Annotated in this window: 19 protein-coding genes; 6 read left to right on the top strand and 13 right to left on the bottom strand. The window is 62.4% G+C overall.

What is annotated here, in order from left to right:
• Positions 1–106: 106 nt before the first annotated feature.
• Together ACIP1G_RS16845 and ACIP1G_RS16840 are read right to left on the bottom strand one after the other, a co-directional pair.
• The gene (locus tag ACIP1G_RS16845; RefSeq protein WP_400738914.1) at positions 107–1,489 is read right to left on the bottom strand and encodes a heavy metal sensor histidine kinase; all 1,383 of its coding nucleotides are present in this window, start codon (positions 1,487–1,489) and stop codon (positions 107–109) included.
• Positions 1,486–2,160: a heavy metal response regulator transcription factor gene (locus ACIP1G_RS16840; RefSeq protein ID WP_400738911.1), complete on the bottom strand. Its 675-nt coding sequence runs from the start codon at positions 2,158–2,160 to the stop codon at positions 1,486–1,488. Before ACIP1G_RS16840 ends, ACIP1G_RS16845 begins: the two co-directional genes overlap by 4 nt.
• Before the next feature lie 348 nt (positions 2,161–2,508).
• On the opposite strand from ACIP1G_RS16840, the gene ACIP1G_RS16835 reads away from it, so the two are divergent.
• Positions 2,509–2,715, top strand: coding sequence for a hypothetical protein (locus ACIP1G_RS16835; RefSeq protein ID WP_400738908.1), 207 nt, complete (start codon positions 2,509–2,511; stop codon positions 2,713–2,715).
• Positions 2,716–2,784: 69 nt separating this feature from the next.
• Here the strand turns inward: ACIP1G_RS16835 and cmoB are convergent, their stop codons facing one another.
• Both cmoB and cmoA read right to left on the bottom strand, forming a co-directional pair.
• On the bottom strand, positions 2,785–3,741 hold the full coding sequence (gene cmoB, locus ACIP1G_RS16830) for a tRNA 5-methoxyuridine(34)/uridine 5-oxyacetic acid(34) synthase CmoB (protein ID WP_400738905.1): 957 nt from the start codon (positions 3,739–3,741) through the stop codon (positions 2,785–2,787).
• Complete coding sequence (gene cmoA / locus ACIP1G_RS16825) at positions 3,738–4,481, bottom strand: carboxy-S-adenosyl-L-methionine synthase CmoA (RefSeq protein WP_400738902.1); 744 nt, start codon at positions 4,479–4,481, stop codon at positions 3,738–3,740. The genes cmoB and cmoA overlap by 4 nt, the downstream gene beginning before the upstream one ends.
• Positions 4,482–4,695: 214 nt before the next feature.
• On the opposite strand from cmoA, the gene ACIP1G_RS16820 reads away from it, so the two are divergent.
• Both ACIP1G_RS16820 and ACIP1G_RS16815 read left to right on the top strand, forming a co-directional pair.
• Positions 4,696–5,886 carry an alpha-xenorhabdolysin family binary toxin subunit A gene (locus tag ACIP1G_RS16820; protein WP_400738899.1) on the top strand — a complete coding sequence of 397 codons (1,191 nt, stop codon included), beginning with the start codon at positions 4,696–4,698 and terminating at the stop codon, positions 5,884–5,886.
• Position 5,887: 1 nt separating this feature from the next.
• Positions 5,888–6,823 (top strand): alpha-xenorhabdolysin family binary toxin subunit B, encoded by a 936-nt coding sequence (locus ACIP1G_RS16815; RefSeq protein ID WP_400738896.1) that lies wholly within the window; start codon positions 5,888–5,890, stop codon positions 6,821–6,823.
• Positions 6,824–6,829: 6 nt separating this feature from the next.
• On the opposite strand, the gene ACIP1G_RS16810 is transcribed toward ACIP1G_RS16815, so the two are convergent.
• The 5 genes from ACIP1G_RS16810 to ACIP1G_RS16790 all read right to left on the bottom strand — a co-directional run bounded on the left by ACIP1G_RS16810 (position 6,830) and on the right by ACIP1G_RS16790 (position 16,120).
• The gene (locus ACIP1G_RS16810) at positions 6,830–7,222 is read right to left on the bottom strand and encodes a protease inhibitor I42 family protein (RefSeq protein WP_400738893.1); all 393 of its coding nucleotides are present in this window, start codon (positions 7,220–7,222) and stop codon (positions 6,830–6,832) included.
• Positions 7,223–7,382: 160 nt separating this feature from the next.
• Positions 7,383–9,803: an endopeptidase La gene (lon, locus tag ACIP1G_RS16805; RefSeq protein WP_400738890.1), complete on the bottom strand. Its 2,421-nt coding sequence runs from the start codon at positions 9,801–9,803 to the stop codon at positions 7,383–7,385.
• A 148-nt stretch (positions 9,804–9,951) separates the two neighbouring features.
• A complete protein-coding gene (locus ACIP1G_RS16800; RefSeq protein ID WP_400738887.1) occupies positions 9,952–12,363 on the bottom strand; it encodes a glucose/quinate/shikimate family membrane-bound PQQ-dependent dehydrogenase in 2,412 nt (803 codons plus the stop codon).
• A gap of 32 nt (positions 12,364–12,395) precedes the next feature.
• Complete coding sequence (locus ACIP1G_RS16795; protein WP_400738884.1) at positions 12,396–13,730, bottom strand: carbohydrate porin; 1,335 nt, start codon at positions 13,728–13,730, stop codon at positions 12,396–12,398.
• Between the two features lie 344 nt (positions 13,731–14,074).
• Positions 14,075–16,120 (bottom strand): TonB-dependent receptor, encoded by a 2,046-nt coding sequence (locus ACIP1G_RS16790; RefSeq protein ID WP_400738881.1) that lies wholly within the window; start codon positions 16,118–16,120, stop codon positions 14,075–14,077.
• A 164-nt stretch (positions 16,121–16,284) separates the two neighbouring features.
• Between ACIP1G_RS16790 and ACIP1G_RS16785 the strand changes: the two genes are divergently transcribed.
• Together ACIP1G_RS16785 and ACIP1G_RS16780 are read left to right on the top strand one after the other, a co-directional pair.
• Positions 16,285–16,506 carry a VF530 family DNA-binding protein gene (locus tag ACIP1G_RS16785; protein ID WP_003252112.1) on the top strand — a complete coding sequence of 74 codons (222 nt, stop codon included), beginning with the start codon at positions 16,285–16,287 and terminating at the stop codon, positions 16,504–16,506.
• Between the two features lies 1 nt (position 16,507).
• The gene (locus ACIP1G_RS16780; protein WP_400738878.1) at positions 16,508–17,143 is read left to right on the top strand and encodes a Pr6Pr family membrane protein; all 636 of its coding nucleotides are present in this window, start codon (positions 16,508–16,510) and stop codon (positions 17,141–17,143) included.
• 127 nt (positions 17,144–17,270) lie between these two features.
• Here ACIP1G_RS16780 and ACIP1G_RS16775 read toward each other — a convergent pair whose 3' ends face one another.
• The 3 genes from ACIP1G_RS16775 to ACIP1G_RS16765 all read right to left on the bottom strand — a co-directional run bounded on the left by ACIP1G_RS16775 (position 17,271) and on the right by ACIP1G_RS16765 (position 21,809).
• Positions 17,271–18,032, bottom strand: coding sequence for a siderophore-interacting protein (locus tag ACIP1G_RS16775; protein ID WP_400738875.1), 762 nt, complete (start codon positions 18,030–18,032; stop codon positions 17,271–17,273).
• A complete protein-coding gene (locus ACIP1G_RS16770; protein WP_400738873.1) occupies positions 18,025–18,570 on the bottom strand; it encodes a PadR family transcriptional regulator in 546 nt (181 codons plus the stop codon). The genes ACIP1G_RS16775 and ACIP1G_RS16770 overlap by 8 nt, the downstream gene beginning before the upstream one ends.
• 89 nt (positions 18,571–18,659) lie before the next feature.
• A complete protein-coding gene (locus tag ACIP1G_RS16765; protein WP_400738870.1) occupies positions 18,660–21,809 on the bottom strand; it encodes a transglycosylase domain-containing protein in 3,150 nt (1,049 codons plus the stop codon).
• Between the two features lie 392 nt (positions 21,810–22,201).
• Between ACIP1G_RS16765 and ACIP1G_RS16760 the strand changes: the two genes are divergently transcribed.
• Entirely contained in the window at positions 22,202–23,620 is a 1,419-nt protein-coding gene (locus ACIP1G_RS16760) for an amino acid permease (RefSeq protein ID WP_400738867.1), read from the top strand.
• A gap of 142 nt (positions 23,621–23,762) precedes the next feature.
• Here ACIP1G_RS16760 and ACIP1G_RS16755 read toward each other — a convergent pair whose 3' ends face one another.
• Positions 23,763–25,382, bottom strand: a complete 1,620-nt coding sequence (locus ACIP1G_RS16755; RefSeq protein WP_400738864.1) for an FMN-binding glutamate synthase family protein — start codon at positions 25,380–25,382, stop codon at positions 23,763–23,765.
• Positions 25,383–25,447: the final 65 nt, after the last annotated feature.

Genomic DNA, 25,447 nt, shown 5'->3' with positions numbered 1-25,447 from the left:
ACTGGCCCTTTCGCGGGTAAACCCGCTCCACAGGCACCACAATCTGTGTAGGAGCGGGTTTATCGAGGCGTCGAACCGCCGCGAAGAGGCCGGCACAGGCAGCCGATTATTCGGCTGCAAACACCAGGGTGAAGCAGGTAGGCCCCAAGGGGCTGCTGCTCACCTCGACTCGCCCCCCATGCAACTGCATGATCGACTTCACGATCGCCAGCCCCAACCCCGTCCCGCCTTCCAGCCGCGAGCGCCCCGAGCCCACCCGGTAAAACCGCTCGAACAAACGCGGTTGATGCTCCACAGCAATGCCAGGCCCCTGGTTTTCCACTGATAGCCAAACTTCACTGCCTTGGCGCTGTATGCGCAGTTGCACAGGCTTGCCGTCGGGGCTATGCCGAATAGCGTTACTCAACAGGTTCGACAGCGCCCGCTGAAACATCAGGCGGTCTGCCAATGCCGTCCCCCAGCCCTGAACAGCCAATTCAACCTCTTTCACCTCGGCGCTGAAGGCGAACAGTTCGACAACCCTCGCTGTTTCGTCGGCCAATGCCATGGGCTTGAGACTGATCTGTGTCTGCGGCTGGCTGACCTGGGCGAGAAACAGCATGTCGTTGATGATACGGTTGAGCCGGGTCAATTCTTCGATGCTGTCTTCCAGCACTTCCCGGTAGTTCGCGCTGTCCCGCTCACGGGCCAGGGTTACCTGCGCCTTACCCATCAGGTTGCTCAACGGCGTGCGCAATTCATGGGCCAGATCGTCGGAAAACTGCGACAGTTGGCTGACGCCCTGGTCGAGGCGGTCGAGCATCACGTTGATGCTGCTGGCCAGTTCTGCCAGTTCCAGTGGCAGGCCAGTGGTGGGCAGGCGGTGTTGCAGGTCCTGGGTCGAGACCTGTCCGGCAATGCGCCGGAAGTGCCGCAGCGGTTTCAGGCCGCGTTGCATCAGCCACCAGGCTCCCGCACCAATCAGCACCAGCAGCAGGGGCAATGCAAGCAGGGTGGAGTGCAGGTAAGCCTGCAGCAGAGCGTTATCGTCGGCGCGGTTGAGCGACATCATCACCTTGACCGGCGTGTTGTCGCGCAAGCGCATCAGGCGGGTTACGGTGAGGATCTGGCTGCCACTGTCGTCGCGCCATTCGTGAAAGGCCAAACGGGCATCAGTGTGCAGCTCGCCCACGCGCGATTCCAGGGCTGGCCCAAGGCTGAGCAGGTGCGGGTGGCGGCCGTCGAGGGCCAGCACGCTGAGGCTGAGGTTGTCATGGCCCATCACCAGGTCGAGCAGTGGATGGGCACGGCTGCCCAGGTCTTCGCTGCGCAGGTCGACGCGCAGGTTGTGCTCGACCTGCAGCATCTTGCGCGCCAAATCCTTGCGCGCACGGCTGTCCAGTTCGTGATCCAGGGCAAATACGGCCAGGCAGGCCAGCAGCAGCACCAGGGCTGCGCCCATCAGGGTCACGCCCAGGCCCAAGCGTAGCGACAGGCTGGCGTTTATCAAAAGCGTGCCTCAAGCACGTAGCCAACGCCGCGCAGGGTATGGATCAATTTGTTGTCGAACGGGTCGTCGATCTTCGCCCGCAGGCGGCGGATCGAGACCTCCACCACATTGGTGTCGCAGTCGAAGTTCATGTCCCACACCAACGAGATGATCTGTGTGCGCGACAGCACCTCGCCGCTTTGGCGCATCAGCAAGTGCAGCAGGGCAAATTCCTTGGCGGTCAGGTCGATACGCTGCCCGGCGCGGTAGGCGCGGTGGCGGCCGGGGTCCAGTTCAAGGTCGGCAACGCGCAAGGTGCTGGGCAGCAGTTGCTGATCGTTACGGCGCAACAGGCTGCGGATGCGTGCCAGCAGCTCGGGGAATTCGAAGGGCTTGAGCAGGTAGTCGTCGGCGCCCAGGTCCAGGCCCTTGACCCGGTCGGCCAGGCGGCCGTGGGCGGTGAGCATCATGATGCGCGTGGCCGATTCGGCGCGCAGCCGCTGCAGTACGGCCCAGCCATCAAGCTCAGGCAGGTTGACGTCGAGGATGACCAGGTCGTAGGGCTGCTGGCGGGCCAGGTGCAGGCCGTCGGTGCCGGTGTGGGCGCAGTCGACCACGTAACCGTTCTCGCGCAGGCCCTGTTGCAGGTAGTCGGCGGTACGCAGTTCGTCCTCGATGATCAGTAGGCGCATGGGGGGCTCGGTGTGATGAAAAGGGGCGATTCTCGAGCCTGAAGTGACATCAGGGTCAAGGGGCAGGATGTTACGGCATGAGTAGGCGACGGCGGCGTAGATAACGGATTTGTAATCCTGGTGTTATCTGGGTGTCTGTTCCGGCCTCTTCGCGGGTGAACCCGCTCCCACAGGTACAGCACAGATGCTGAATTTTGTGGTTTACCCGTAGGAGCGGGTTTACCCGCGAAGAGGCCGGAACTGGCGAAACAAGCCCACATTGCAGGACTGTAATCCCCGCCTCACCTTGCCGTTAGCTAGCCCTCGCTACGATGGCCCTGTCTGATCGGTTACCACGAGGCAAACACGATGAACCTGACCAAATACCTGCTGTTGGCCACCCTTGCCCTGGGTAGCGCCAGTGTTTACGCCGAGGGCGGTGCGGAGCGCTCCAGGCAGTTCTGGCAAGCCTTCCGCGAAGACCAGCAGCGCTTGTACGGTGACAAGCAACAGGAGGCCGTTGCCGAGCGCGAGCGCAAAGCGCAGGAGAAGGCCCGCGAGGTGGCCAAGGATTGAGCTAGCAGCACCTGCGCCGCGACAGCTCCTCGCCGCAGGTGTATTCAGGCGCCCGACCGGGCGCCTTTTTTATTTGCGCGCTACCAGCGTGGCGCGGCGAGGGGCCGGCAGGCCTTCGATGGTTTTGCTGTGGTCGTTCGGGTCGAGGAAGTCGCCCAGCGACTGGTAACGCATCCATTCGGTGCTGCGCTGCTCCTCTACGCTGGTGACGCTCACATCGACACAACGCACATCGCTGAAACCGGCACGGCGCAACCAGCGTTCCAGGGCGGGTACCGACGGCAGGTACCAGACGTTGCGCATCTGCGCGTAGCGGTCCTCGGGTACCAGCACCTGATTTTCGTCACCCTCGATCACCAAGGTTTCCAGCACCAGTTCACCGCCTTTGACCAGGCAGTCCTTGAGCGCCAGGAGGTGTTCGATGGGCGAGCGGCGGTGGTAGAACACGCCCATGGAAAACACCGTGTCAAACCCTTCCAGGTTGGCGGGCAGGTCTTCCAGGGCGAAGGGCAGGTGCCAGGCTGGCAGCTCGGGCAGGTACTGTTGCACGGCCTGGAACTGGCAGAAGAACAGCCAGTTGGGGTCGACACCAACGACCATGTCGGCGCCGGCACCGAGCATGCGCCACTGGTAATAGCCGTTGCCGCAGCCCACGTCGAGCACGCGCTTGCCCTTGAGGTCCAGGTGCGGGCCGACCCGTGACCATTTCCAGTCCGAACGCCACTCGGTGTCCACATGCACGCCGAACAGGTCGAACGGCCCTTTGCGCCAGGGCGACAGGCCCATCAGCGCCTGACGCATCTGCGCACGGGTGACGTCATCGCAAGCGCAGTCCAGGCGCAACCCGTTGACCAGGTCGATTTCGCTCGGTTGCAGGGCGGGCAGGGCATCGAGTGCGCCGCGCCAGCGGTCGAGGTCGCCGTGGCCTTTCTCCAGCTTGGCTTCCAGTTGCGCTTGCAGGCCCTGCGACCAGGAAGCCAGGGGCGTGCCCGCCAAGCGGCGGACGAGGGGGGACAGATCGATCATGGCAGGGCTATCAACGAGGCAAAGTTAAGGCATTGGAACCAAGGCACCACCTTCGAGAACCCGGCGGCGCGCAGGCGCTCCTGGTGGGCTTCAAGGGTGTCGGGCCGCATCACGTTTTCGATGGCGCTGCGCTTCTGGGCAATTTCCAGTTCGCTGTAGCCATTGGCACGCTTGAAGTCGAGATGCAGTTCATTGAGCAGATCCTGCTGTTCGGCATCGGCGAAGCGCAGCTTTTCCGAGAGGATCAACGCACCGCCGGGCAATAGCGCCTGGCGGATACGGCCGAGCAGCTCCAGGCGCTGGTCGGGGGCGATGAACTGCAAGGTGAAGTTCATAGCCACCACCGAGGCGGGCTCGAACGGCAGGGCCAGAATATCGGCTTCCAGTACTTGCACTGGCAGCAGTTCCTGGAACATCGAGTCCTGGGCGGTGAGGTACTGGCGGCAGCGTTCGACCATCGCTGCGGAGTTGTCCACGGCAATGACCCGGCAGCCATCACTGCGCACATGGCGGCGCAGCGACTGGGTGACGGCACCCAGCGACGCGCCCAGGTCGTAGAGTGCGGTGTGCGGCTGGGCGAAGCGGGCGGCCAGCACGCCGAGGTTTTCGACGATGGTCGGGTAGCCTGGCACCGAGCGCTTGATCATGTCCGGGAACACGCGCACCACGTCTTCGTTGAAGACGAAGTCGGGCACCTGCTCCAGGGGCTGGGCGAAGAGACGGTCGGGTTGTTTGCTCACGGCGGGCTCGATGCAGGGTGAAACGGAGGCGCATTTTAGCCAATGGCCACGCATCTTGCCATGGCAATGCTTCAGGGGGGGACGGAGCGTTCATTCCAGCGCTATTGAAGATTCCTACACTATCGGGTTAACAAGGTTGATGTCTGTGAGGGCGTGATTATGGGAGCTTTATAGGTGTTTTATAACTGAAGTTCTTATAAGTATGGAATAGATGATGAGTATTGCTGCGGAGCAGGAAGGGGTATCCATCGACGAGATGGACCTGGCAGGTAAAGTCAAAGTGTTGCCGGAACGTTACTTCGCATTTATCGGGAGCCGACTGAGCAGTGGTCAGCAGGTGGGCAACTTGTTGACTGCGGAAAACCTTAAAGTCATCAAGCAGTATGTAAATACTGTCAATCAGCTGCCGCGTTCTCGGGAAGAAATAGACCGGGAAGTGGATTATGTTTCTCTGGGGATTGATGCTTCGCTGGTGCATGACTTGTACATGGCGCTGCACAGGCATGTGCATGAATGGGACAAGCTTGAACGCAGTATCAAGCAACTGGGACCGGAAATCGAGCTGTTTGCTGATAGCCTGGTGCAGCGCGGCGGGGCATTGCTGGACAATCTTGAGCGGAGTGAGGCCTTCCAGCAAATCAAAAGGCGCAAGGCTGAGCAAGGCTCGGACATTTACAGCCATGAGCTGACTGACGATGAGCGTGAGCAGATCACTGCGGTGTTGAGCAGTGGTATGAACGGTTTGATCAGGGAGATCGAATACACAAGACGGCGCATCTGTGAGGTGGATGAGCGGGCCAGTTGGTTCAACAGTGAAGTCAGGCGAGAGCTGAAGCCGCGTATGGGGCGGTTGTTGAAGCATTTCGATGAAAAGCTTGCCAACGGAGACGTGCTGGAGAAACGGCAACAGCTTGACCAGTGGGATGAAGAGATCGACCTGCTGAAGGCCGAGTACGATGCCAATGTCGGTTATGCCTTCACCGGGCTTGTACTGGGGCCGGTAGGGTTGCTGGTGACAGGCGGGGTGTTTGGCGCCAAGGCCGAGCAGATTCGCGCGGTAAAAAACGAGCTGATCAAGCAGCGCAGCGAACTGGCAAGAGCACTGGGGCGGATGGAGCCGGCGCGCAAGGATTTCGAGTGCGTCTCGACCTTGGTCAGGGACTTGCAATTCAGGTGCAAGGACTTGTCGGCGGCTACCAAGCGGCTGGCGGATGTCTGGCTGTTTCTGGCCTCTTATGCCACAAACTCCGTCAACGAGGCAAAAGAGCTGAGTAACATTAGCCAGCTGGAATCCTTTGTCCATGACTTTTCGGAAGTTATCAATCCGTGGAGCAAGATAGGCAGTATTTGCCATACATTGTCGGAGTTATTCAATGAACTGATCGAAGAATACGAGGATGCATGACATGGACGTAGTCAACGTCAAATTGGCAATGCCTGATTTCGTACGGATGAGCACCGTGCATGATCAACTGCTGCAGCTGATCGATACTTGGGACATCAAAGTACTTCCGGCTGCGCGTGAACAACTGGATGAACTGCGGGCATTATTGCCAAGCGTTGAGCGCTCATTCCTGGAGAGCTTGGTGGGCGCTATCGTGCTGCTGGAGAACCGCGAGTTTCCACCCCGTGCACAAGGCGCGGTTACCGATAGCAGGCTGGCCAGCGTGCTTGCCCGGCTTGACCAGCAACACGCGCTGTTGGTCAGGCAAAACTTGAGGCTGGAATTGTTTTCGTTGTCGGCGTTGGGGCAATACGTCGGCGAACTGGAAAACCGTACTGCGCAACTTGGGCGTGAGGTAGGGGCGTTCAAGGAGCGATTGGTGCGCCTGCGACAACAACGGGCGGACATCGTGCAAGCGCTTGAGCTGTTCGAAAAACCCTCGGTTGCCAATGCGTTGAAGGGGCTGATACCCAGCGAAGACGATATTGATCGGGTCTTGGGCCTGATCAAGGACCCCAAAATTGATAGTGAATTGTTCAAGGCCGTGACCCAGAAGCTGAACAGCCACATCGATGCACTTGAGGGGGCAAAAACTTTCAGTGATCTGAGCAAGGCGCGCGCCAGGCTCGACGTGAAAATCAAGGAGTCGCTTGGCGACCAGGCGTATGTGCAGCAGTCATTGCAGGTTGCCCAGGACGAACTGCAGGCAGTCAAGGCACTGTCTGGTCTTGAGCTACTCAAAGAAGAATGGTTGCGCGAACTGCGCAAGGTTGAGCATGAATGGCAAGCTCAGGCCGGGCAGCTCAGCGCGCTGATGGACTTGGAGGTTGCCACATTGGCGCTGAAGGACCTCTGTACTTACCTGATGGCGGTTCAGATTGCCTATGACCGTAGCTGACAATTTTCAGCGAACGATGATCTTGCAGTCGAAGGTTTGTACTGGTGCGACATCTGCGGCCCACGGCTGCTGGTAGACCAGCACCAGCTGGGCATCACCGGTGCTGCTGGCCTGGTAGCGCCAGGTGGAGACACCGGCGCTACCGACCACATCGTCCTCTGCGGGGGCGCTGTATACCTCTGGGCCAAGGCTGCGCAGCACGTTCGAGGCGGGGTTTTCGACGCGCCAGCGATAGCCAGTGGACGGGTTGCCGGGCAAGGTCAGGGTCAGCGCCTGGCCAACTTGCAAGCGCGTGGGGCATTCGCTTTCGGCATCCAGTTCGACGGGCTGCGTGGGCTGTTGGGCGCAGGCGGAAAGCAGGGCGAAGCTCAGGGGAACGAGCAGACGAGGGGCGGTCATGTTGGCTCCGGAGGCTGGCAATGGCCTGAGGATAACCGATGATCGAGGAGAAATGTGTTGTCAGAGCCGACCTCTTCGCGGGTAAACCCGCTCCCACAGGGATCTCCACAGGATTTGATACCTGTGGGAGCGGGTTTACCCGCGAAGAGGCCGGTGCCGGCTAGAACAGGACTTTCGCCACGTCGGCAAAGCGCTTGGCAAAGTGCACCGTCAGCCCTTCACGCAGGTAGTCCGGTAGTTCCTCGAAGTCCCCCCGGTTAGGCTCCGGCAAGATCAGCTCGAAGATCTTCTGCCGCCTCGCCGCAATCACCTTCTCGCGCACGCCACCAATTGGCAGCACCTGGCCGGTGAGGGTCAGTTCACCGGTCATGGCCACGCCTTTCTTTGGCGCCTGGTCGCGGGCCAGCGACAGCAGGGCGCTGGCCATGGTGATGCCGGCACTGGGGCCGTCCTTGGGCGTGGCCCCTTCAGGCACGTGCAGGTGGATGAACGCTTCATTGAAGAAGCCTGGGTCACCGCCAAACTGCTTGAGGTTCGAGCTGACATAGCTATAGGCGATTTCGGCCGATTCCTTCATCACGTCACCCAGTTTGCCGGTCAGCTTGAAGCCGCGGTTGAGGGTATGGATGCGGGTCGCTTCGATCGGCAGGGTAGCGCCGCCCATGCTGGTCCAGGCCAGACCGGTGATCACACCCTTGCCGGCCAGCACTTGCTCGCTGCGGAACACCGGCATGCCGAGCGCGGCCTCGAGGTCCTTGGTGCCAATCTTCAGTTTGGCATCTGGGTCTTCCAGCAGCTTGACCACCGCCTTGCGCACCAGTTTGCCAAGTTGCTTCTCCAACTGGCGCACGCCGGCCTCACGGGCATAGCCTTCGATCACCGTGCGCAAGGCACTGTCGCTGATGCTGAGGCTGGTCTTGGCTACGCCGGCTTTTTCCAGCTGCTTGGGCCACAGGTGGCGCTTGGCGATGGCCAGCTTTTCTTCAGTGATGTAGCCAGACAGGCGGATCACTTCCATGCGGTCGAGCAACGGCCCGGGGATGGAGTCGAGGGTGTTGGCGGTGCACACGAACAGCACCTTGGACAAGTCCAGGCGCAGGTCGAGGTAGTGGTCGAGGAAATCGACGTTCTGTTCCGGGTCGAGGGTTTCCAGCAGCGCCGAAGCCGGGTCGCCCTGGTAGCTCTGGCCCATCTTGTCGATCTCGTCGAGCATGATCACCGGGTTCATCACTTCGACGTCTTTCAGGGCCTGCACCAGTTTGCCGGGCTGGGCGCCGATGTAGGTGCGGCGGTGGCCCTTGATTTCGGCTTCGTCACGCATGCCGCCAACGCTGAAGCGGTAGAACGGCCGGCCGAGCGATTCGGCAATGGACTTGCCAATACTGGTCTTGCCCACCCCGGGCGGGCCCACCAGCAACACGATCGAGCCGCTGATCTCGCCTTTCCAGGCGCCCACGGCGAGGAATTCGAGGATGCGCTCCTTGATGTCGTCCAGGCCGGCATGGTGCTGGTCGAGGACCTTGCGCGCATGCTTGAGGTCGAGCTTGTCCTTGCCGTACACCCCCCATGGCAGGGCGCTGGCCCAGTCGAGATAATTGCGGGTGACGGCGTACTCGGGCGAGCCGGTTTCGAGGATGGCCAGCTTGCCCATCTCTTCATCGATGCGCTTGCGCGCCTGGGGCGGCAGGGTCTTGCCTTCCAGGCGTTGTTCGAACTGCTCCAGGTCGGCGCTGCGGTCGTCCTTGGTCAGGCCCAGCTCCTGCTGGATGACCTTGAGTTGTTCCTTGAGAAAGAACTCGCGCTGGTGCTCGCCGATCTGCCGGTTGACCTCGGCCGAGATCTCGTTCTGCAGGCGCGCGACTTCTACCTCCTTGCGCAGCATCGGCAAGACCTTTTCCATGCGCTTGAGCATGGGCACGCAGTCGAGCACTTCCTGCAGCTGGCTGCCGGTGGCAGAGGTCAGGGCGGCGGCGAAATCGGTGAGTGGCGACGGGTCGTTGGGGCTGAAGCGGTTGAGGTAGTTCTTCAGCTCTTCGCTGTACAGCGGGTTGAGCGGCAGCAGTTCCTTGATCGCGTTGATCAGGGCCATGCCGTAGGCCTTGACCTCGTCCGTCGGCTCGGCGGGCTGGCGCGGGTATTCGACTTCGACCAGGTAGGGCGGGCGGTGGTGCTTGAGCCAGGTGCGGATGCGTACCCGGGTCAGGCCCTGGGCGACGAACTGCAGTTTGCCGTTTTCGCGGCTGGCGTGGTGCACCTTGACCAGCGTGCCGTACTGCGGCAGTGCCGAGGTGTCGAAGTGGCGGTGGTCGTCTGGCGGGGTGTCCATGAAGAACAGTGCCAGGCAGTGGTCCGGTGACTTGGCCACCAGGTCGAGGGTTTCGGCCCAGGGTTCTTCGTTGACGATGACCGGCAGCACCTGCGCCGGGAAGAACGGGCGGTTGTGGATCGGGATCACGTAGACCTTGTCCGGTAGCTGCTGGCCGGGCAGGGCGAGGGCGTGGCTGGTTTCAGCCTGGGTGGTGGTGTGTTCGACTTCGCTGTGTTCGTCGGGGAGTTCCGGGAAATCCTGCTGGTCGCTCATGGGGCACCTGCGTGAATGACTATGGTGCTTAGATGGGGCGGAGGGGGATGGGTTTCAAGCTTCAAGCTTCAAGCTTCAAGGTGCAAGAAAAAAGCGGGACCGCATTGGCCCCGCTTTTACTTGCAGCTTGTAGCTTATGACTTGCAGCTTATTCAGCGAGTTTGTAAGCGATGATGTAGTCGCCCATTCTGGTACCCAGCGAGCCATGCCCGCCGGCAGTCACCAGCACGTACTGCTTGCCATCCTTGCCGGTATAGCTCATCGGCGTGGCTTGGCCACCCGCTGGCAGGCGGGCTTTCCACAGTTCCTTGCCATTGTTCACGTCATAGGCGCGCAGGAACTGGTCCAGGGTGCCGCTGAGGAAGCCGACGCCACCTGCAGTCACGATCGAACCGCCCATGCTTGGTACGCCAACCGGCAGGCCGATCGGCACCGGGGTGCTGTCGCGGGTGGTGCCGTTCTTGTGCTTCCACACCACTTTGTTGGTGAACAGGTCGATGGCGGCGACATAGCCCCAGGCCGGTGCCTGGCACGGTACGCCCAGTGGCGACATGAACGGGTGCATGGTCACCGCATAGGGCGCGCCAGTGTTCGGCTGCACGCCGCTGGTCTCGCTTTCGCGCTTGCTGCCTTCGGCCACTTGCTCACGCGGCACCATCTTCGACACGAAGGCCATGTAGTTGGGCGAGGTGAACAGCAGCTGGCGCACCGGGTCGACCGATACGCTGCCCCAGTTGAACACGCCCACGTTGCCTGGGTAGACCAGCGAACCTTGCTCGGACGGCGGGGTGTACTGGCCTTCGTAACGCAGCTCGCGGAACTGGATGCGGCACAGCATCTGGTCGAACGGCGTGGCGCCCCACATGGCCTGTTCGGTCAGCTCTGGGCCAAGCAGGTTGAGGTCGGAGCGGGCCTGGGTCGGCGAGGTGTGGTCACCCTTCACCGCACCTTGCGGGGTGGGGATCTCGCGAATCGGTACGATCGGCGTGCCGTCGCGGCGGTCGAGCACGTACAGGCTGCCTTGCTTGGTCGGCACGATGATCGCTGGTTTCACGCCATCGTTGGTCTTCAGGTGCACCAGGGTCGGCTGGCTGCCGACGTCCATGTCCCACAGGTCGTGGTGGGTGAACTGGTAGTTCCAGCGGGCCTTGCCGGTGGCAAGATCCAGGGCGACCACGCCAGCGCTGTACTTCTCGGCGCCTGGGGTACGGTTGGCGCCCCACTGGTCTGGCGTCTGGTTGCCGAGCGGCAGATAGATCATGCCGAGGTCTTCGTCGACGCTGGCGATCGACCACATGTTGGCCGAGTTGCGGCTGTACATCTTGCCGGCGGCCAACGGCTTGGTGTCGTCCGGGTTGTTGCTGTCCCAGTTCCACACCAGGTGGCCGTCGTGCACGTCGTAGGCGCGGATCACGCCGGATGGCTCGTTGGTCGACTCGTTGTCGGTGACGTGGCCACCGATAATCACCAGGTCACGGGTGACCGCGGCAGGCGAGGTGGAGTAGTAGCCACCTGCGGTGAACGGGCCGATGCCGGTGGTGAGGTCGATCACGCCTTGGTTGGCGAAGCCTTCGCAGACCTTGCCGTTGTCGGCGTTGATGGCAATCAGGCGGGCGTCTGCGGTAGGCAGGTAGAGGCGGCGTGGGCAGGCCTGGGCCACGGCCTGGCCGGCGTCGGTAATTTTTGGCGCAGGGCTGCCGTCGCGGCTGACGTAGCGGTTTTCGTCATAGTACGAAACGCCACGGCAAGTCATGTGGGCAAAGCCTTTGAAGGTGCCGGTCGGGCTCTTGACCTGCGGGTCGTAGCGCCAGATTTCCGCGCCGGTGTCCGGGTCCAGGGCCAACACGCGGCTGTGCGCGGTGCAGGCATAGAGCATGCCGTTGACCTTCAGCGGGGTGTTCTGGTTGGTCAGCTCCACCGGGTCGTTTTCAGTTGGCAGGTCACCGGTACGAATGCGCCAGGCCTCTTCCAGGCGGTAGGCGTTCTGCGGGGTGATCTGGCGCAGTGGCGAATAGCGATCGCCATGTTCGGTGCGGCCGTAGGCCTGCCATTCGCCGTCGGGCATGGCCGGGGCGGCGCTGGCCATTTCGCTGCTTTCGCGGCCCAGTTCGCCGAACACTTCGCCGGGGTGGGTGAACTGGCTGGCCAGGGCGCAAGCGCCCGAAGCGACCACTGCAACGCCCAGCAGTGCGGTGTTGGCTCTGTTGGCCGGGCCGATCAGCGGGCGACGTGCCCAGGGCAGCAGCAACACCACGCCGATGGCGAACCAGAGGGCCAGGCGCGGCACCAGCTGCCACCAGTCCAGGCCCACTTCGAGCAGGGCCCAGACGGTGCTGCCCAACAGCACCAGGCCATACAGGCCCAAGGCGATGCGGCGCTGGGCCAGCAGCAGGATGCCCGACAGGGCAAAGCCGATACCGGCAATCAGGTAATACAGCGATCCGCCCACCTGGCTCAGCTTGATGCCTCCGGCCAGCAGGGCCAGGCCCATCAGTAACAGCAGCGCGCCGATCAGGCGCGGTAGCCAGCGGCTTCCATTGTTGGCACCTTCAGTGCTCATCGTAGGTTCTCCGTCAGGTCAAAAAAGGAAGGTTAGAAACTGCTCTGGATCTTCAGGCCGCCAATCAGGGCGCCATCGACCTGCGACACCCCGCCCGGGTGGCGGATGTACTGCAGGTTGGGGCGTACCGTGAGCCAGTCAGCCAAATGGATGCCGTAGTACAGCTCGGCGCTGTACTCGGTGTCCTGCACCGGCAGGAAACCTGGGTTGTCGTAGTCGTCGAGGCCGGCGGCCTGGTTGGCCAGGCGGGCGTTCTTGCGGTAGGCAGGGTTGACGTGCACCCGGGCCAGGGCGAAACCGATGTCGTCCTTGGCGCGAGCGTCGAAGGGCCCTTTGTATACCAGTCCTGCCTGCACATAGTTGTCGATGGCATTGGTCTTCTTGTCGTGCACCGTGGCGTTGGCGAACAGGCTCAGGCCACGCGACTGGTCGGACGCCAGCGAGGTCACCTGCTGCTGGGCGCCGAGCCACAAACCGTGCTTGCTCGAACTGCTGCGGTAGGCGGCGCCACTGATGGCTGCCGGCTGGCCGTTGCTGTCCTTGAGAACATCCTGTGCCTTGGCATTACTGTAGTAGTAGCCGGCGCGATATTCCCCTTTCATGCCATTGAGCCGTGGGCTCCATACCAGTTCGACTGGCATCACCGCGCCTTGGGTGCCGCTGCCGCTGAGCTTCAAGCCATTGCCCGATTCCAGGTTGGAAGGGTTCTGCTCGAACACGCCGACCTGGGCGTACAGCTCGGGGGTGAGGTTGTAGCGCACGCGCAGGGCCCACTGGCTGACCGGCCAGTTGTACCAGATGCCACCCACCCAGTTGCCCACCTGCGAGCCGCAGAACGCCAGGTTCTGGAAATCGCAGGGGAAGCTGTTGAAGTCCTCGCCTTCGCCGAAGCGGCCGAATTTCACGTCCAGCGCACCATCGAAGTACTTCTGCTTGATCCACATCTGCGTCAGCCGCCAGGTTTCGCCACGGCCCCAGACTTCCTGGGCCGAGGTGAAGCCGCCGACGCGTGGGTCGTTGATGCGGTCGTTGCTGATGTTGTCGCCGTGGCGCTCGGTGATGGTCAGTTGGAGTTCGGTGTCGTGCCAGCCGAGGATCTTTTCCAGGTCCAGGTGGCTGCCAAAGGTGAACTGGTCGCTGTAACGCGCGGTGCGGTCGTGGTTGTAGCCACCGTGCAGGTTGCTGCCCATCTCGCCGGTGTAGCCGAGGGTGAAGTCGTAGCCTTTTTCCAGTAATTGGCTGCGGGTGCCGCCCCAGTCGCCGAGCATCCACGGGGAGTCGCTGGCGAACATTTCGCTAGCGACGGCGGGAGATGCCAGGGTGCTGAGGGCCAGGCCGATGTAACAGGTTTTGGGCAGTTGGAGCATGAGATAGCGCTATCTTTTGATTATTGAAAAAACGGCAAGCGCATCAAAGGGCGAGCCCTTCAATGGATATGGCGACAAGATGGTTTCGATGAAGCGTTTCAGCTTGCGGCAGGGAGGATATAGGGGAAGTTGTAAGAAAAAAAGACAAAATGTCGCAGTTGATTGTTGCTGATCTGGCAATAGTCGATGGCGGGTGATACGGGCTCGGAATCTGTGGGAGCGGGTTTACCCGCGAATGCGTCGGTGGCTCCACCATCGCATTCGCGGGTAAACCCGCTCCTACAGGGATCTTGACTGCTTCCAGGTACTGAATAAAACAGTTGATCCCAAAGGGGGCATTCAGATCAGAAGGTGGTACGCAGGCCCACCTCCACACTACGCCCCGGCGCCGGCGCAATGTCGCGCAGGATCGAGCTGGCGTAACGCACGGTCTGGTCGGTCAGGTTCTCGCCGCGCACAAACGCCAGCCACTGGCTCTGGCCAATGTCGAAGCGATAGCCAACGCTAGCCCCAAGCGTGGTGTAGCCATCGGTGCTGGTTTCGTTGGCCGGCTTGCGGTGCTGCGACGCAGCGTGCTGCACGTCCACCCGCGCCTGCCAGCGGTCCAGCTCCCAGACCAGGCCGCTGTTCAGGCGCAGCGGGGCGATACGTGGCAATGGCTCGCCGCTGTCGAGGTTCTTCGCCCGGGTGTAGTCACCGGACAGTTCCAGCGCGAAGCTGCCGTAACGGTTTTCGGCCAGCTGCCAGCGGTCCTGGGCCTCGATGCCGTAGAAGCGTGCCCGTACGCCCTGGTACTGGTATTCCGGGAAGCCGTCGTCATGATCGTGGTCGTGGTCATCCTCGTCATGGTCGTGGTCATGCCCGCCCTCGCGGGTGTTGCCGGTGCCGATCAGACCGATGTAGTTGCGGAAGTGGCTGTAGAACACCCCGACACTGCCCTTGTGGGTGCCGTTGTCGAAGCGCAGCGCCAGGTCGGTGGAAATGGCTTTTTCCTTGTTCAGGCTGGCATCGCCCACTTCAAAGGCACCCGTGGCCACATGGGCGCCATTGGCATACAGCTCGTAGAATGTCGGGGCGCGCTCGGTATAGCCGAGGTTGGCGGCCAGCGACCAGATCGGGTCGAACTGGTACACCGCCCCCGAAGACAGGCTGAAGGCATTGAAGCTGCTGGCGCTGTCGGCGTCGACAAAGTTCGCGTTGCCTTTGGCATCCGGATCGACCCGGGTGTGCTCCATGCGCGCGCCCAGGCTCAGGTTCAGGCGCTCGGTGGCCTGCCACTGCTCCAGCATGAACAGCGCCAGGCTATCGGTATCGGTGTGTGGGACGAACGCTTCCTCGCCCAGGGCGGAAAATTCGCTGCGGCTGACCTGGGCGCCGATCACTCCTTCCAGCGGCCCGAGCGGTTGGTGCCGGGCTTCGATGCGCGCTTCGTAGCCTTTGTTCTTGAAGGTGGTGTGGACTTCGCCTTCTTCGATCTCGCTGTGCTCGTAGTCGGTGTAGCCCGCATCGACCTTGATCGAGCTGAACGGGCCGTCCAGGTCACGCAGCTCGGAGGCGAAGGCGTAGTGGTCCTGCTTCATGTCCAGGCGCACACCGGATTCGGCCACCGAGCCGTAGTTGCTGTCGTAGCGGCTGTACGACAGGCCGGCGTAACCGTGATCCCAGTGGTAGGCACCACCGATGGCGCCGCCGTCCTGGCGGCCATCGCTGTTTTCCAGGCGGTGCTTGCTGCCGGGGTCGTCGACATCGCGCACCTTGGCACTGCGCGCGTAGCCAGGGATGCGCAGGTCGTTGAACTGGCGGCTGTTGGCATCCAGGTGCAGCGCGAAGGCGCCGTTGCCGGCCTCCAGCTTGCCGGCGCTGCTGCGGGTGGTGTCGGCGCCGCCGTAACGCAGTTCGCCGGCACCGTGGATGCCCTCGATCGGCGCGTCCGGAATGCGGTTGTCGAACGTATTGACCACGCCGCCGATGGCGTTGCCGCCGTAGAGCAGGGCGGCCGGGCCACGGACGATCTCGACGCGGTCGACGGTCACCGGGTCCAGTGGCACGGCGTGGTCATAGGACAGCGACGAGGCATCCAGGGCGCCTACCCCGTTGCGCAGGATGCGAATGCGGTCGCCATCCAGGCCGCGGATTACCGGGCGGCTGGCGCCTGGGCCAAACCAGGTCGAGGCGATACCGGGCTGTTTGTTCAGGGTTTCACCCAGGCTGCCGTGCTGCTGTTGCAGCAGGTTGTCGCCTTCGAGCACGGTGCTGGGCGCGGCCAGCTGGCGGTTGCCCAATGGGTTGGCGGTGATGACCTGGGGTTCGAGTTCCACGGCCTGGCTGGGTGATGCGGCCAGCCAGAGCGCGACGGCGAGGGGGGAGAGGCGAAGCGGTGAGTACAGCATGGGAAGGGGGCGTTCCTTGGCAGATGCTTTTTTAGTGTTACAACATAACATAACTATTTCAGCACAGAGGTTTTGCCCGTGGCCAGCAATTTTTCTGTCTACTTGCCTGATCCCACCCGCCACTACACTCGTGTAAGGTGCGCATCTTTCCTACGGAGCACAGCATGAGCACGGCCCAACACAACGCGCTGCACGGCAAGACCCTTGAACAGATCCTCACCGAGCTGGTGGCGCATTACCAATGGCAGGGGCTGGCCGAGCGCATCGACGTGCGCTGCTTCAAAAGCAACCCGACCATCAAGTCGAGCCTGACCTTCCTGCGCAAAACACCTTGGGCCCGGGAAAAGGTCGAGCAGCTGTACGTGAAGCTGCAGCGCCAGGCCTGATATGCCGCGCCGCCCCTGGCTGACCGGCATGGCTGTGCTGGGCTGGTTCGGCCTTACCGTGCAGGTGTACCTGGTGCTGCTGGCGCGCTGGCAGGAACAGGCCAGCCTGATTGGCGGCCTGATCAATGTGTTCGGCTATTTCACTGTGTTGACCAATACCCTGGTGGCAACGGTGCTCAGTTATGCGGCTTTCGGCCGGGAAGGCCGTGGCAAACGCTTTTTCCTGTCGCCTGCGGTGAGTGCTGCAGTGGCCGCCAGCATCGTGCTGGTGGCACTGGCCTACAGCGTATTGCTGCGCCACTTGTGGCAACCGCAGGGCTGGCAATGGCTGGCGGATGAACTGCTGCACGACGTGATGCCGGTGCTTTATGCCTTGTACTGGTGGTGCGAGGTGCCCAAAGGCAGGCTGCGGCTATGGCACCTGGCGGCATGGGCGGTGTACCCGACGGTGTACTTTGCCTATGCGCTGTGGCGGGGGAGCGAGATTGGCGTGTATGCCTACCCGTTCATCGATGTGGCGAGCCTGGGGTATGGGCAGGTGATGCTCAATGCCCTGGGGGTGCTGGCGGGGTTCTGGGGGATTGGGCTGGTGTTGCTGGGGCTGGATCGGTGGCGTGGGGTGCAAAAGCTTGCTTAGCCTGTTCCGGCCTCTTCGCGGGTGAACCCGCTCCTACAATGGATGGCGTTACCCAATCATGGATGGCGTTACCCAATCGTTGTAGGAGCGGGTTCACCCGCGAAGAGGCCGGCACAGGCGATAACAATCACTCGTCGTCCGCAGTCCCGTCAGCCCGCCAGTAGGCCGCAGCCTTCAGCGCATCCTCAGGCACCCCTTTCTCCAGCAACAGTGCCTTGGCCTGGCGGGTCAGGGTTTTTTCCAGCGCCACCCAGCCGTACAACCGGCCTTGCGGCAAACTCAGGTTCTGCACCAGTGCCAGCAAGTCTTCCTGCTGGCGACGTACCCAGATCACTTCCACCTGTGCCTTGCTCGGCAGCGGCTGACGCTCTTGCTCGTCTTCGATCTGGATCACCGCCAGCACCTGGCGCCCGGCAGGCAATTCTTCCAACCGTCGGCCAATCGCGGGGATGGCGGTTTCGTCACCGATCAGCAGGTAACTGTCGAAAATATCCGGCACCACCATCGACGCTCGCGGCCCGGCGATATTCAGGGTTTGCCCTGGCGCAGCCTGGGCGGCCCAAGTGGAGGCAGGGCCATCGCCGTGCAGCACGAAGTCGATGTCCAGCTCGTTGGCCACCAGGTCGATGCGCCGTGGCGTGTATTCGCGCATGGTCGGCCGTGCACCACCGTCCTTGCCCAGTTTACCGGCCTCGATGGCCTGTTGCTGCTCCGGCGTTTCGGCGAACAGCAGCTTGATATGGTCGTCGCTGCCCACGCTGGTGAAGCCTTGCAGCTCGGCACCGCCCAGGGTGATGCGGCGCATGCGCGGGGTCAGCTCGGTGACCCGCAGCACCTGCAGGCGGCGTTGATGGATCTCGTGGTTGACGCGGTGAATGGTGTTACTCATGGGGAGCCTCCCTGACAAGTTCGGCCGGCCCAGAGGCGATGGCCTTGGCCGTGTGGTTGAGCAGCTCACGGACCCGTTCGATTTCTTCCGGTGTCCAGCGGCCGCTGTGCATGTGCAGTGCGTGGCGCAGGTTGCCCACTGCCTCATGAATTTCTGGTGGGCGGTCATGGCCGCGCAGGGCACGTTTGCTGACCTCGATGCGCATGCGCACACCGTCCAGGGCAACCGCCTGTTCGGCCAGGGCAGTACGGCCGGCATCGGTAATGGCATAGAGGCGTTTGCTGCCCTGCACCTGGCCGCTGATCAGTTCGGCCTCCTCAAGGAAGTTCAGCGTGGGGTAGATCACCCCAGGGCTGGGGCTGTAGCTGCCATCGAACAGGTTTTCGATCTTGCGGATCAGGTCGTAGCCGTGGCCGGGTTGCTCGGCGAGCAGGTCCAGCATCAGCAGCTTGAGGTCACCGGGGGCGAAAACGCGTGGGCCGCGCTCGCCACGGCCGGGGCGCCGCTCGAAGGGGTCATGGGGGGTGTGTTCGCGCATGGGGATAGGGCTCCGTCGTTTGCGATATATCGTAAGATATTACTCAAGATATATCTAAAGACAAGCCCTTAATTGCAGATGATTATCATCTAGTTGATCGATGCATCCCCTTGCGACGTGGTGGAGTGCACCGCCACCTGCGGCGGTTTGCATTCGTTCGGGTTGCCTGGCTGCAGGTACGGCATGAGAATCGGTGCCATGCCCTTGAGCACCTGCACGGGTAGCGCCGAGGTAAATTTGAACGCTTCCGCCGAGCGCCCTGGCACGAATGCGGTCAAGGTGCCGAAGTGGTTGTCGCCCAGGAAGAACACGAAGGTGGCGGTACGGTTCAGCGAGCGTGAGCCAATCAGCCGGCCGCCAGCGCCAAAGCTTTCGATACGGTTGTCACCGGTACCGGTCTTGCCGCCCATCACCAGTGGCGTACCGTCCTGCAGCTTGAAGCTGCCGGAAATACGCCGCGCGGTGCCCGCATCCACCACCTGCGACATGGCGCCTTTGAGGGCCCGCGCCACTTCGACCGGTAAAATTCGCACGCCTCGGTCCGGGTCGCTGACCAGCTTGGTCTCGTAAGGCGTATTGGCCGCGAAGTGCAGGGTGTCGATGCGCAAGGTCGGCAGGCGCACGCCGTCGTTCTGGATGATGCCGACCAGTTCGGAGAGGGCGGCGGGGCGGTCGCCCGAGCTGCCGATGGCGGTGGCCAGCGACGGCACCAGGTGGTCGAATGGATAGCCTACGCGCTTCCAGCGCTGGTGAATGTCGAGGAAGGCTTCGATCTCGACCATGGTGCGGATGCGGCTGTCACGGGCGCCCTGATGGCGGCTCTTGAACAGCCAGCCGTACACCTCCTGGCGCTCGAAGCGGCTGGCGTTGACCATCTCGGTCAGGGTCGAACTCGGGTTCTTCAGCAGGTAGCCAAGCAGCCACAGGTCCAGTGGGTGGACCTTGGCGATGTAACCCTGGTCGGGCAGGTCGTACTTGCCCGGGCCATAGGCGTCGTACATCTCCGACAAGCGGCCATCGGTCAGCTTGCCGAGGACGATCTTGTCACCCTTGAGATGGGCACGGACAAAGGCGTTGAACGTTTCCTGGCCGGCCTCGGGGAACAGGTAGCGGTGCACCGCCGCCAGCCGTTGCGGGGTCACGCGCATGCTGTCGAGGAAGGTGTCCAGGCGCTGCTGCGAGGTCTTGCGCTGGTATTTCTTCCAGAAGCGCATCAGGTAGTTGGTGCCTTCCTTGTCGGCGAAACGGGCCAGGTATTCCTGGCGGCGCGGGTCGGAGTCGTCCTTGAGCAGCGGCACCCGGTTGAAGGGCTGCTGGTAGGTCACGTAGCGCACCAGGTCGCGCATCAGGCGGATGAACGGCAGGTTGATCGACTCGCGCAACGCGTCCTTGAGGGTTGGGTTGCGGTTGTTGTCCTCCTTGCGGAAGTTGTTGAACACATGCATGCCGCCGCCGGTGAAGAAGGCTTCGCCGGTGTTGGCGGAATACTTGCGCTCCAGCGCGGCGTCGAGCATGGCGTCCAGGCTCTGGTTCTTGCTGTTTTGCGCCAGCCATTCCAGCGACCACTGGGTGATGCGGTCCAGCTCGGCCACTTCCACTTTCTTCAGCTCGGCGGCGGGCTTGCCGGCGTACTTGTCATGCAGCTCGGCGATGATTTCCAGATAGGTGGTGAGCACCCGCAGCTTGGCGGTGGAGCCCAACTCCAGCTTGCTGCCTTCGTTGATATCGAAGGGTTGGTCGGTGCTGTCGGTCTGCACCCGCACCCGCGAGCCATCGGCGGTACGTTCGAACAAGGTGAAGCTGTAGCTCACCTGGTCGGTGGTCTTGGAAGTCAGCAGGCGCTCGCCGATCAGGCCCATCTGCGCTGCGAACTCTGGGTCGGCAAGGTTCTTCAGGTACTGGCTGACCTGCAGCTGCAGGTCGGCCTGCAAGGTACTGGTGGCCGATACGTCAAGGCGATCGAGGTCGTACAGCGGGCGGTTGAGCATGGCCGCCAGGCGGTTGCGCGCCAGGCTGATGCCCTTGTTGGTGACGATCGGCACGATGGTCGGTTGCGCCACCCAGTCACGGTATACCGCCTTGCTGGCCAGTGCGGCATCGGCCAGAGGCTGCTCGATCACCTGGTTGGCGGCGAGCACACGGATGTGCGAGTCGGTGAGCTCAGCCAACTCGACCCTACCCTTGGACAGGTAGTGAGAGGGCCGGCGCTGGGCAATCATCAACGACAGCACCTGGCGCAGGGCCAGGCCACGCGCGGCCATGCTCTCGGGGTCACTGGCGGTCGAGGTCAGGGCCTGGTTGACCTGGTCGAAATCGGCGCCGTACCACACCCGCAGGCCTTCGGCCATGCCATGCACTTCGCCATGCCCAGGCACTGCCGACAGAGGCACGCTGTTAAGGTAGTCACGCACGATACGCTGACGCGCCTCGGTGGTGTCGGGGCCGCCCTGGTAGGCGCGAACGCTGGCAGAAATCATCTGGCGGATTTTTTCGGCCCCCGATACGGTCAGGCCGTCTGGCGAGTGGCGGTATTTTTCCAGCTGCGTGGCCAGGGTACTGCCGCCAGCGGACTGGCCGGGCAGGGCCAGGTACTTGGCCACCTGGCTGTAGGCGGCCTTGGCAAAGCGTGGCCAGTCCACTGCCGGGTTGTTGCGCGGGTCCTTGGTATCCAGCAGGTCGCGGTTCTCGATGAACAGCAGGCTGTTGACCATCACCGGCGGGATCGCGGCAAAGTCCGGGTACAGGTGCTGCGGGTAGTTGTATTGGTACAGCGTGTCGCCGCGGCAGTCGGTGATCGACAAACCGGCCTGGATTTTCTCGATATAGGGGGCGAACAGCCCATGATCGACGTAGTTCATCAACGCGGGTGAGAACTTCACCTGCTCACTGATCAAGTAGTCGCGCTTGAGCAGGCGCGGCAGGAATTCGCCCAGGGCGCTATAGCCCAGGCGTTTGTCGAACGGCCCTTCACCGGGGTAGGCAATGGCTTCGCTGGGGCCGGGTTGCAGCGAGTAGGTCAGCGTACCGGCCAGTTTGCTGAATTCACGCGATTGCAGTTCGGAGGTACGGAATTCGTCATACGCGGCGAAGCCGATGGCCACCAGTGCCACCAGCAGGATGAGGAGGATCAGCCGCCACCACAGCCGACGCTGACGAGGTGACTCGGGTTGTGGCGTCTCGGCCGGAGGTATCTCGGATGCTTCCGTTCTGGTTGGTTCCGATTGCCACAGTGCGCCCATAGTCTTCTATCCGGCCAAGTGTATTCGTCTTGCTTGTCTGAAGCTTAGACGTTGAGCGGGTTAGGTGAAAAATTTGTAGGAGATGGGGAAAGGTGGCGTAGGGCTATGCGGCTTTGGTGTCGGTTTCTTCATACGGCAATGTTGCTATGGTGCCTGGGCGAGATTTAGGGCCGCTGCGCGCCCCCAGATTTCTCGCCAAATTTCTGCACATATACAGTGAAAACTCCTACAACGGTCTTCCTATACTGCTCGCCCCCTTCGCCCTGCCGGGCGCTCTATCCCGGCATACGGGTCGGCCCACAAGGCCAGCCTGGCAAGCCAACGCCACGCCTATCGGCATGGCCGGTGCTGCACGAAGGTCAAATCCAATAACAAAATGAGGTTGTATTGCTATGCCAGTCGGCAACCATCCTGCCCACGGCCAGGCCACTGAAGGCGGCCCGCTCAAGCGTGAACTGGGCGAACGGCACATCCGTCTGATGGCGCTGGGCGCCTGTATCGGTGTCGGTCTCTTCCTGGGTTCGGCCAAGGCCATCGAAATGGCCGGCCCAGCCATCATGCTGTCCTACATCATCGGCGGCCTGGCCATCCTGGTGATCATGCGCGCCCTGGGCGAAATGGCCGTGCATAACCCTGTCGCCGGCTCCTTCAGCCGCTATGCCCAAGACTACCTCGGCCCGCTGGCGGGCTTCCTCACTGGCTGGAACTACTGGTTCCTGTGGCTGGTGACTTGCGTCGCCGAAATTACCGCCGTGGCCATCTACATGGGCATCTGGTTCCCTGATGTTCCCCGCTGGATCTGGGCCCTGGCGGCACTGGGCAGCATGGGCGCAGTCAACCTGGTGGCGGTGAAGGCGTTCGGTGAATTCGAATTCTGGTTCGCCCTGATCAAGATTGTCACCATCATCGCCATGGTCTTCGGCGGCATTGGCGTCATCGCATTTGGCTTCGGCAATGACGGCGTGGCATTGGGTATCTCCAACCTGTGGAGCAATGGCGGCTTCATGCCCAATGGCGTGACTGGCGTGCTGATGTCGCTGCAGATGGTGATGTTCGCCTACCTGGGCGTGGAGATGATCGGCCTGACCGCCGGTGAAGCACGCAATCCGCAAAAGACCATTCCACAAGCCATCGGCTCGGTGTTCTGGCGCATCCTGCTGTTCTACGTCGGTGCGCTGTTCGTGATCCTGTCGATCTACCCGTGGAACGAAATCGGCAGCCAGGGCAGCCCGTTCGTCATGACCTTCGAGCGCCTTGGCATCAAGACCGCCGCAGGCATCATCAACTTCGTGGTCATCACTGCGGCACTGTCGTCGTGCAACGGCGGCATCTTCAGCACCGGGCGCATGCTCTACAGTTTGGCGCAGAACGGCCAGGCCCCGGCGGCCTTTGCCCGCACTTCGAAGAACGGCGTACCGCGCAATGCGCTGCTGCTGTCGATCGGCGCGCTGCTGCTGGGCGTGCTGGCCAACTACCTGGTGCCTGAGAAGGTCTTCGTCTGGGTGACTTCGATCGCCACTTTCGGCGCGATCTGGACCTGGGTGATGATCCTGCTGGCGCAGCTGAAGTTCCGTGCCGGCCTTAGCACTGCTGAACGCAGCACACTGAAGTACCGCATGTGGCTGTGGCCGCTGAGCTCGTACCTGGCCTTGGCCTTCCTGGTGCTGGTGGTCGGCCTGATGGCGTACTTCGAGGATACGCGTGTGGCGTTGTACATTGGCCCGGCGTTCCTGGTGCTGTTGACGGTGTTGTATTACGCGTTCCGGTTGGCGCCGAAAGAAGTGCAAGGTGTGGCCAATACTGCTTCCTGACTTTAGATTGCCGGGGCCGCTTTGCGGCCCATCGCGACGCAAGGCCGCTCCTACAGGGGGCCGCGACAGCTGCAAGGGTCGCGATCTCCTGTAGGAGCGGCCTTGTGTCGCGATAGGGCTGCAAAGCAGCCCCAGGGGCCTGTCAGGCCGCCACCTCACTGTGCGGCTCAAAGCTGTCCGCCCGCGCCAGTTGCCACATGCGCGAATAGAACTGGCCATTCACCTCGCCGGTCAGCAACTCACCCGGCTTCAAGAACACATGCATCTGCGAGAACAGCTTGATCTCGGTGGCCGACACGCGCCGTACCAGGTGCTTGGCTTCCAGCTGCGCCGGGTGTTCCAGGCCTGCTGCGGCAAGCATTTCGGCCAGGGCACGCAAGGTGTTGTGGTGGAAGTTCATCACCCGCTGGGCTTTGTCCGGCACCACCAGGGCGCGCTGGCGCAGCGGGTCTTGCGTGGCCACGCCGGTCGGGCACTTGTTGGTGTGGCAGCTTTGCGACTGGATGCAGCCGATGGCAAACATGAAGCCGCGCGCCGAGTTGGCCCAGTCGGCACCAATGGCCAGCACGCTGGCGATGTCGAAGGCGCTGACGATCTTGCCGCTGGCGCCCAGCTTGATCTTGTCGCGCAGGTTCAGGCCGACCAGGGTGTTGTGCACGAACAGCAGGCCTTCGCGCAGCGGCACGCCGATATGGTCGGTGAACTCCACTGGCGCCGCACCGGTGCCGCCTTCCTTGCCGTCTACGACGATGAAGTCGGGGAGGATGCCGGTTTCCAGCATGGCCTTGGCGATGCCCATGAACTCCCACGGGTGGCCCAGGCAGAACTTGAAGCCCACCGGTTTGCCACCCGACAGCTCACGCAGCTGGGCGATGAACTGCATCATTTCGATAGGGGTAGAGAAAGCGCTGTGGCGCGATGGCGAGATGCAGTCTTCGCCCATCAGCACGCCACGGGTTTCGGCAATTTCCTGGGTGACCTTGTGCTTGGGCAGGATGCCGCCATGGCCGGGTTTGGCGCCTTGGCTCATCTTGATCTCGATCATCCGCACCTGCGGGCTGCGCGCCTGGGCGGCGAAGCGTTCGGGGTCGAAGCGCCCGTCCGGCGTGCGGCAGCCGAAGTAGCCGCTGCCCAATTCCCAAACCAGGTCGCCTCCATGCTCGCGGTGATAGGGGCTGATGCTGCCTTCGCCGGTGTCATGGTGGAAATTGCCCAGCTTGGCGCCCTGGTTGAGGGCGCGGATGGCATTGGCACTGAGCGAACCAAAGCTCATCGCCGATATGTTGAAGATCGATGCGGAGTACGGCTGGCTGCACTGCGGCCCGCCGACGATGATCCGGAAGCTGGACGGGTCAGCCAGCGGTGCCGGGCGCATGGAGTGGCCGATGAACTCGAAGCCGGACTCGTACACGTCGATCAGGGTGCCAAAGGGTTTGTCCGAGGCTTCGTTCTTGGCCCTGGCGTACACCAGCGAGCGCTGGGCGCGGGAGAACGGCAGGGCGTCGCTGTCGGCTTCCAGCAGGTACTGGCGGATTTCCGGGCGAATGGCCTCGACCAGGTAGCGGATGTTGCCCAGGATCGGGTAGTTACGGCGTACCGCGTGGCGTTGCTGCAGCAGGTCGAACAGGCCGATCAGGCTGAGGATGGCGGTGGTCAGGGTGAACGGCCACAACCATTCGTGGTGGGTGAAGGGCAGGCTCGCCAGGGTGAACAACACACAGGCGGCGAAGAAGGCATAGCGACTGAGAAGTGACAGGCTCATACAGGGTCCTTGCGATGGCGCGGTCAGGCTCAGGGCCTGGGGGCAAACCCCGACCATAGCCAAGT

Origin of the sequence: Pseudomonas sp. NPDC089392, from assembly GCF_044749595.1 — a bacterium.
Lineage (GTDB): Bacteria > Pseudomonadota > Gammaproteobacteria > Pseudomonadales > Pseudomonadaceae > Aquipseudomonas.
The sequence above is the reverse complement of the archived record's forward strand: the minus strand, read 5'-3'. Positions and strand labels throughout refer to the sequence as shown.

Coding starts and splice junctions, on each gene's coding strand:
- ACIP1G_RS16840 (WP_400738911.1), bottom strand. CDS start 2,160: ATGCGCCTACTGATCATCGAGGACGAACTGCGTACCGCCGACTACCTG.
- ACIP1G_RS16835 (WP_400738908.1), top strand. CDS start 2,509: ATGAACCTGACCAAATACCTGCTGTTGGCCACCCTTGCCCTGGGTAGC.
- cmoB (WP_400738905.1), bottom strand. CDS start 3,741: ATGATCGATCTGTCCCCCCTCGTCCGCCGCTTGGCGGGCACGCCCCTG.
- ACIP1G_RS16820 (WP_400738899.1), top strand. CDS start 4,696: ATGAGTATTGCTGCGGAGCAGGAAGGGGTATCCATCGACGAGATGGAC.
- ACIP1G_RS16815 (WP_400738896.1), top strand. CDS start 5,888: ATGGACGTAGTCAACGTCAAATTGGCAATGCCTGATTTCGTACGGATG.
- ACIP1G_RS16810 (WP_400738893.1), bottom strand. CDS start 7,222: ATGACCGCCCCTCGTCTGCTCGTTCCCCTGAGCTTCGCCCTGCTTTCC.
- lon (WP_400738890.1), bottom strand. CDS start 9,803: ATGAGCGACCAGCAGGATTTCCCGGAACTCCCCGACGAACACAGCGAA.
- ACIP1G_RS16800 (WP_400738887.1), bottom strand. CDS start 12,363: ATGAGCACTGAAGGTGCCAACAATGGAAGCCGCTGGCTACCGCGCCTG.
- ACIP1G_RS16795 (WP_400738884.1), bottom strand. CDS start 13,730: ATGCTCCAACTGCCCAAAACCTGTTACATCGGCCTGGCCCTCAGCACC.
- ACIP1G_RS16790 (WP_400738881.1), bottom strand. CDS start 16,120: ATGCTGTACTCACCGCTTCGCCTCTCCCCCCTCGCCGTCGCGCTCTGG.
- ACIP1G_RS16785 (WP_003252112.1), top strand. CDS start 16,285: ATGAGCACGGCCCAACACAACGCGCTGCACGGCAAGACCCTTGAACAG.
- ACIP1G_RS16780 (WP_400738878.1), top strand. CDS start 16,508: ATGCCGCGCCGCCCCTGGCTGACCGGCATGGCTGTGCTGGGCTGGTTC.
- ACIP1G_RS16775 (WP_400738875.1), bottom strand. CDS start 18,032: ATGAGTAACACCATTCACCGCGTCAACCACGAGATCCATCAACGCCGC.
- ACIP1G_RS16770 (WP_400738873.1), bottom strand. CDS start 18,570: ATGCGCGAACACACCCCCCATGACCCCTTCGAGCGGCGCCCCGGCCGT.
- ACIP1G_RS16765 (WP_400738870.1), bottom strand. CDS start 21,809: ATGGGCGCACTGTGGCAATCGGAACCAACCAGAACGGAAGCATCCGAG.
- ACIP1G_RS16760 (WP_400738867.1), top strand. CDS start 22,202: ATGCCAGTCGGCAACCATCCTGCCCACGGCCAGGCCACTGAAGGCGGC.
- ACIP1G_RS16755 (WP_400738864.1), bottom strand. CDS start 25,382: ATGAGCCTGTCACTTCTCAGTCGCTATGCCTTCTTCGCCGCCTGTGTG.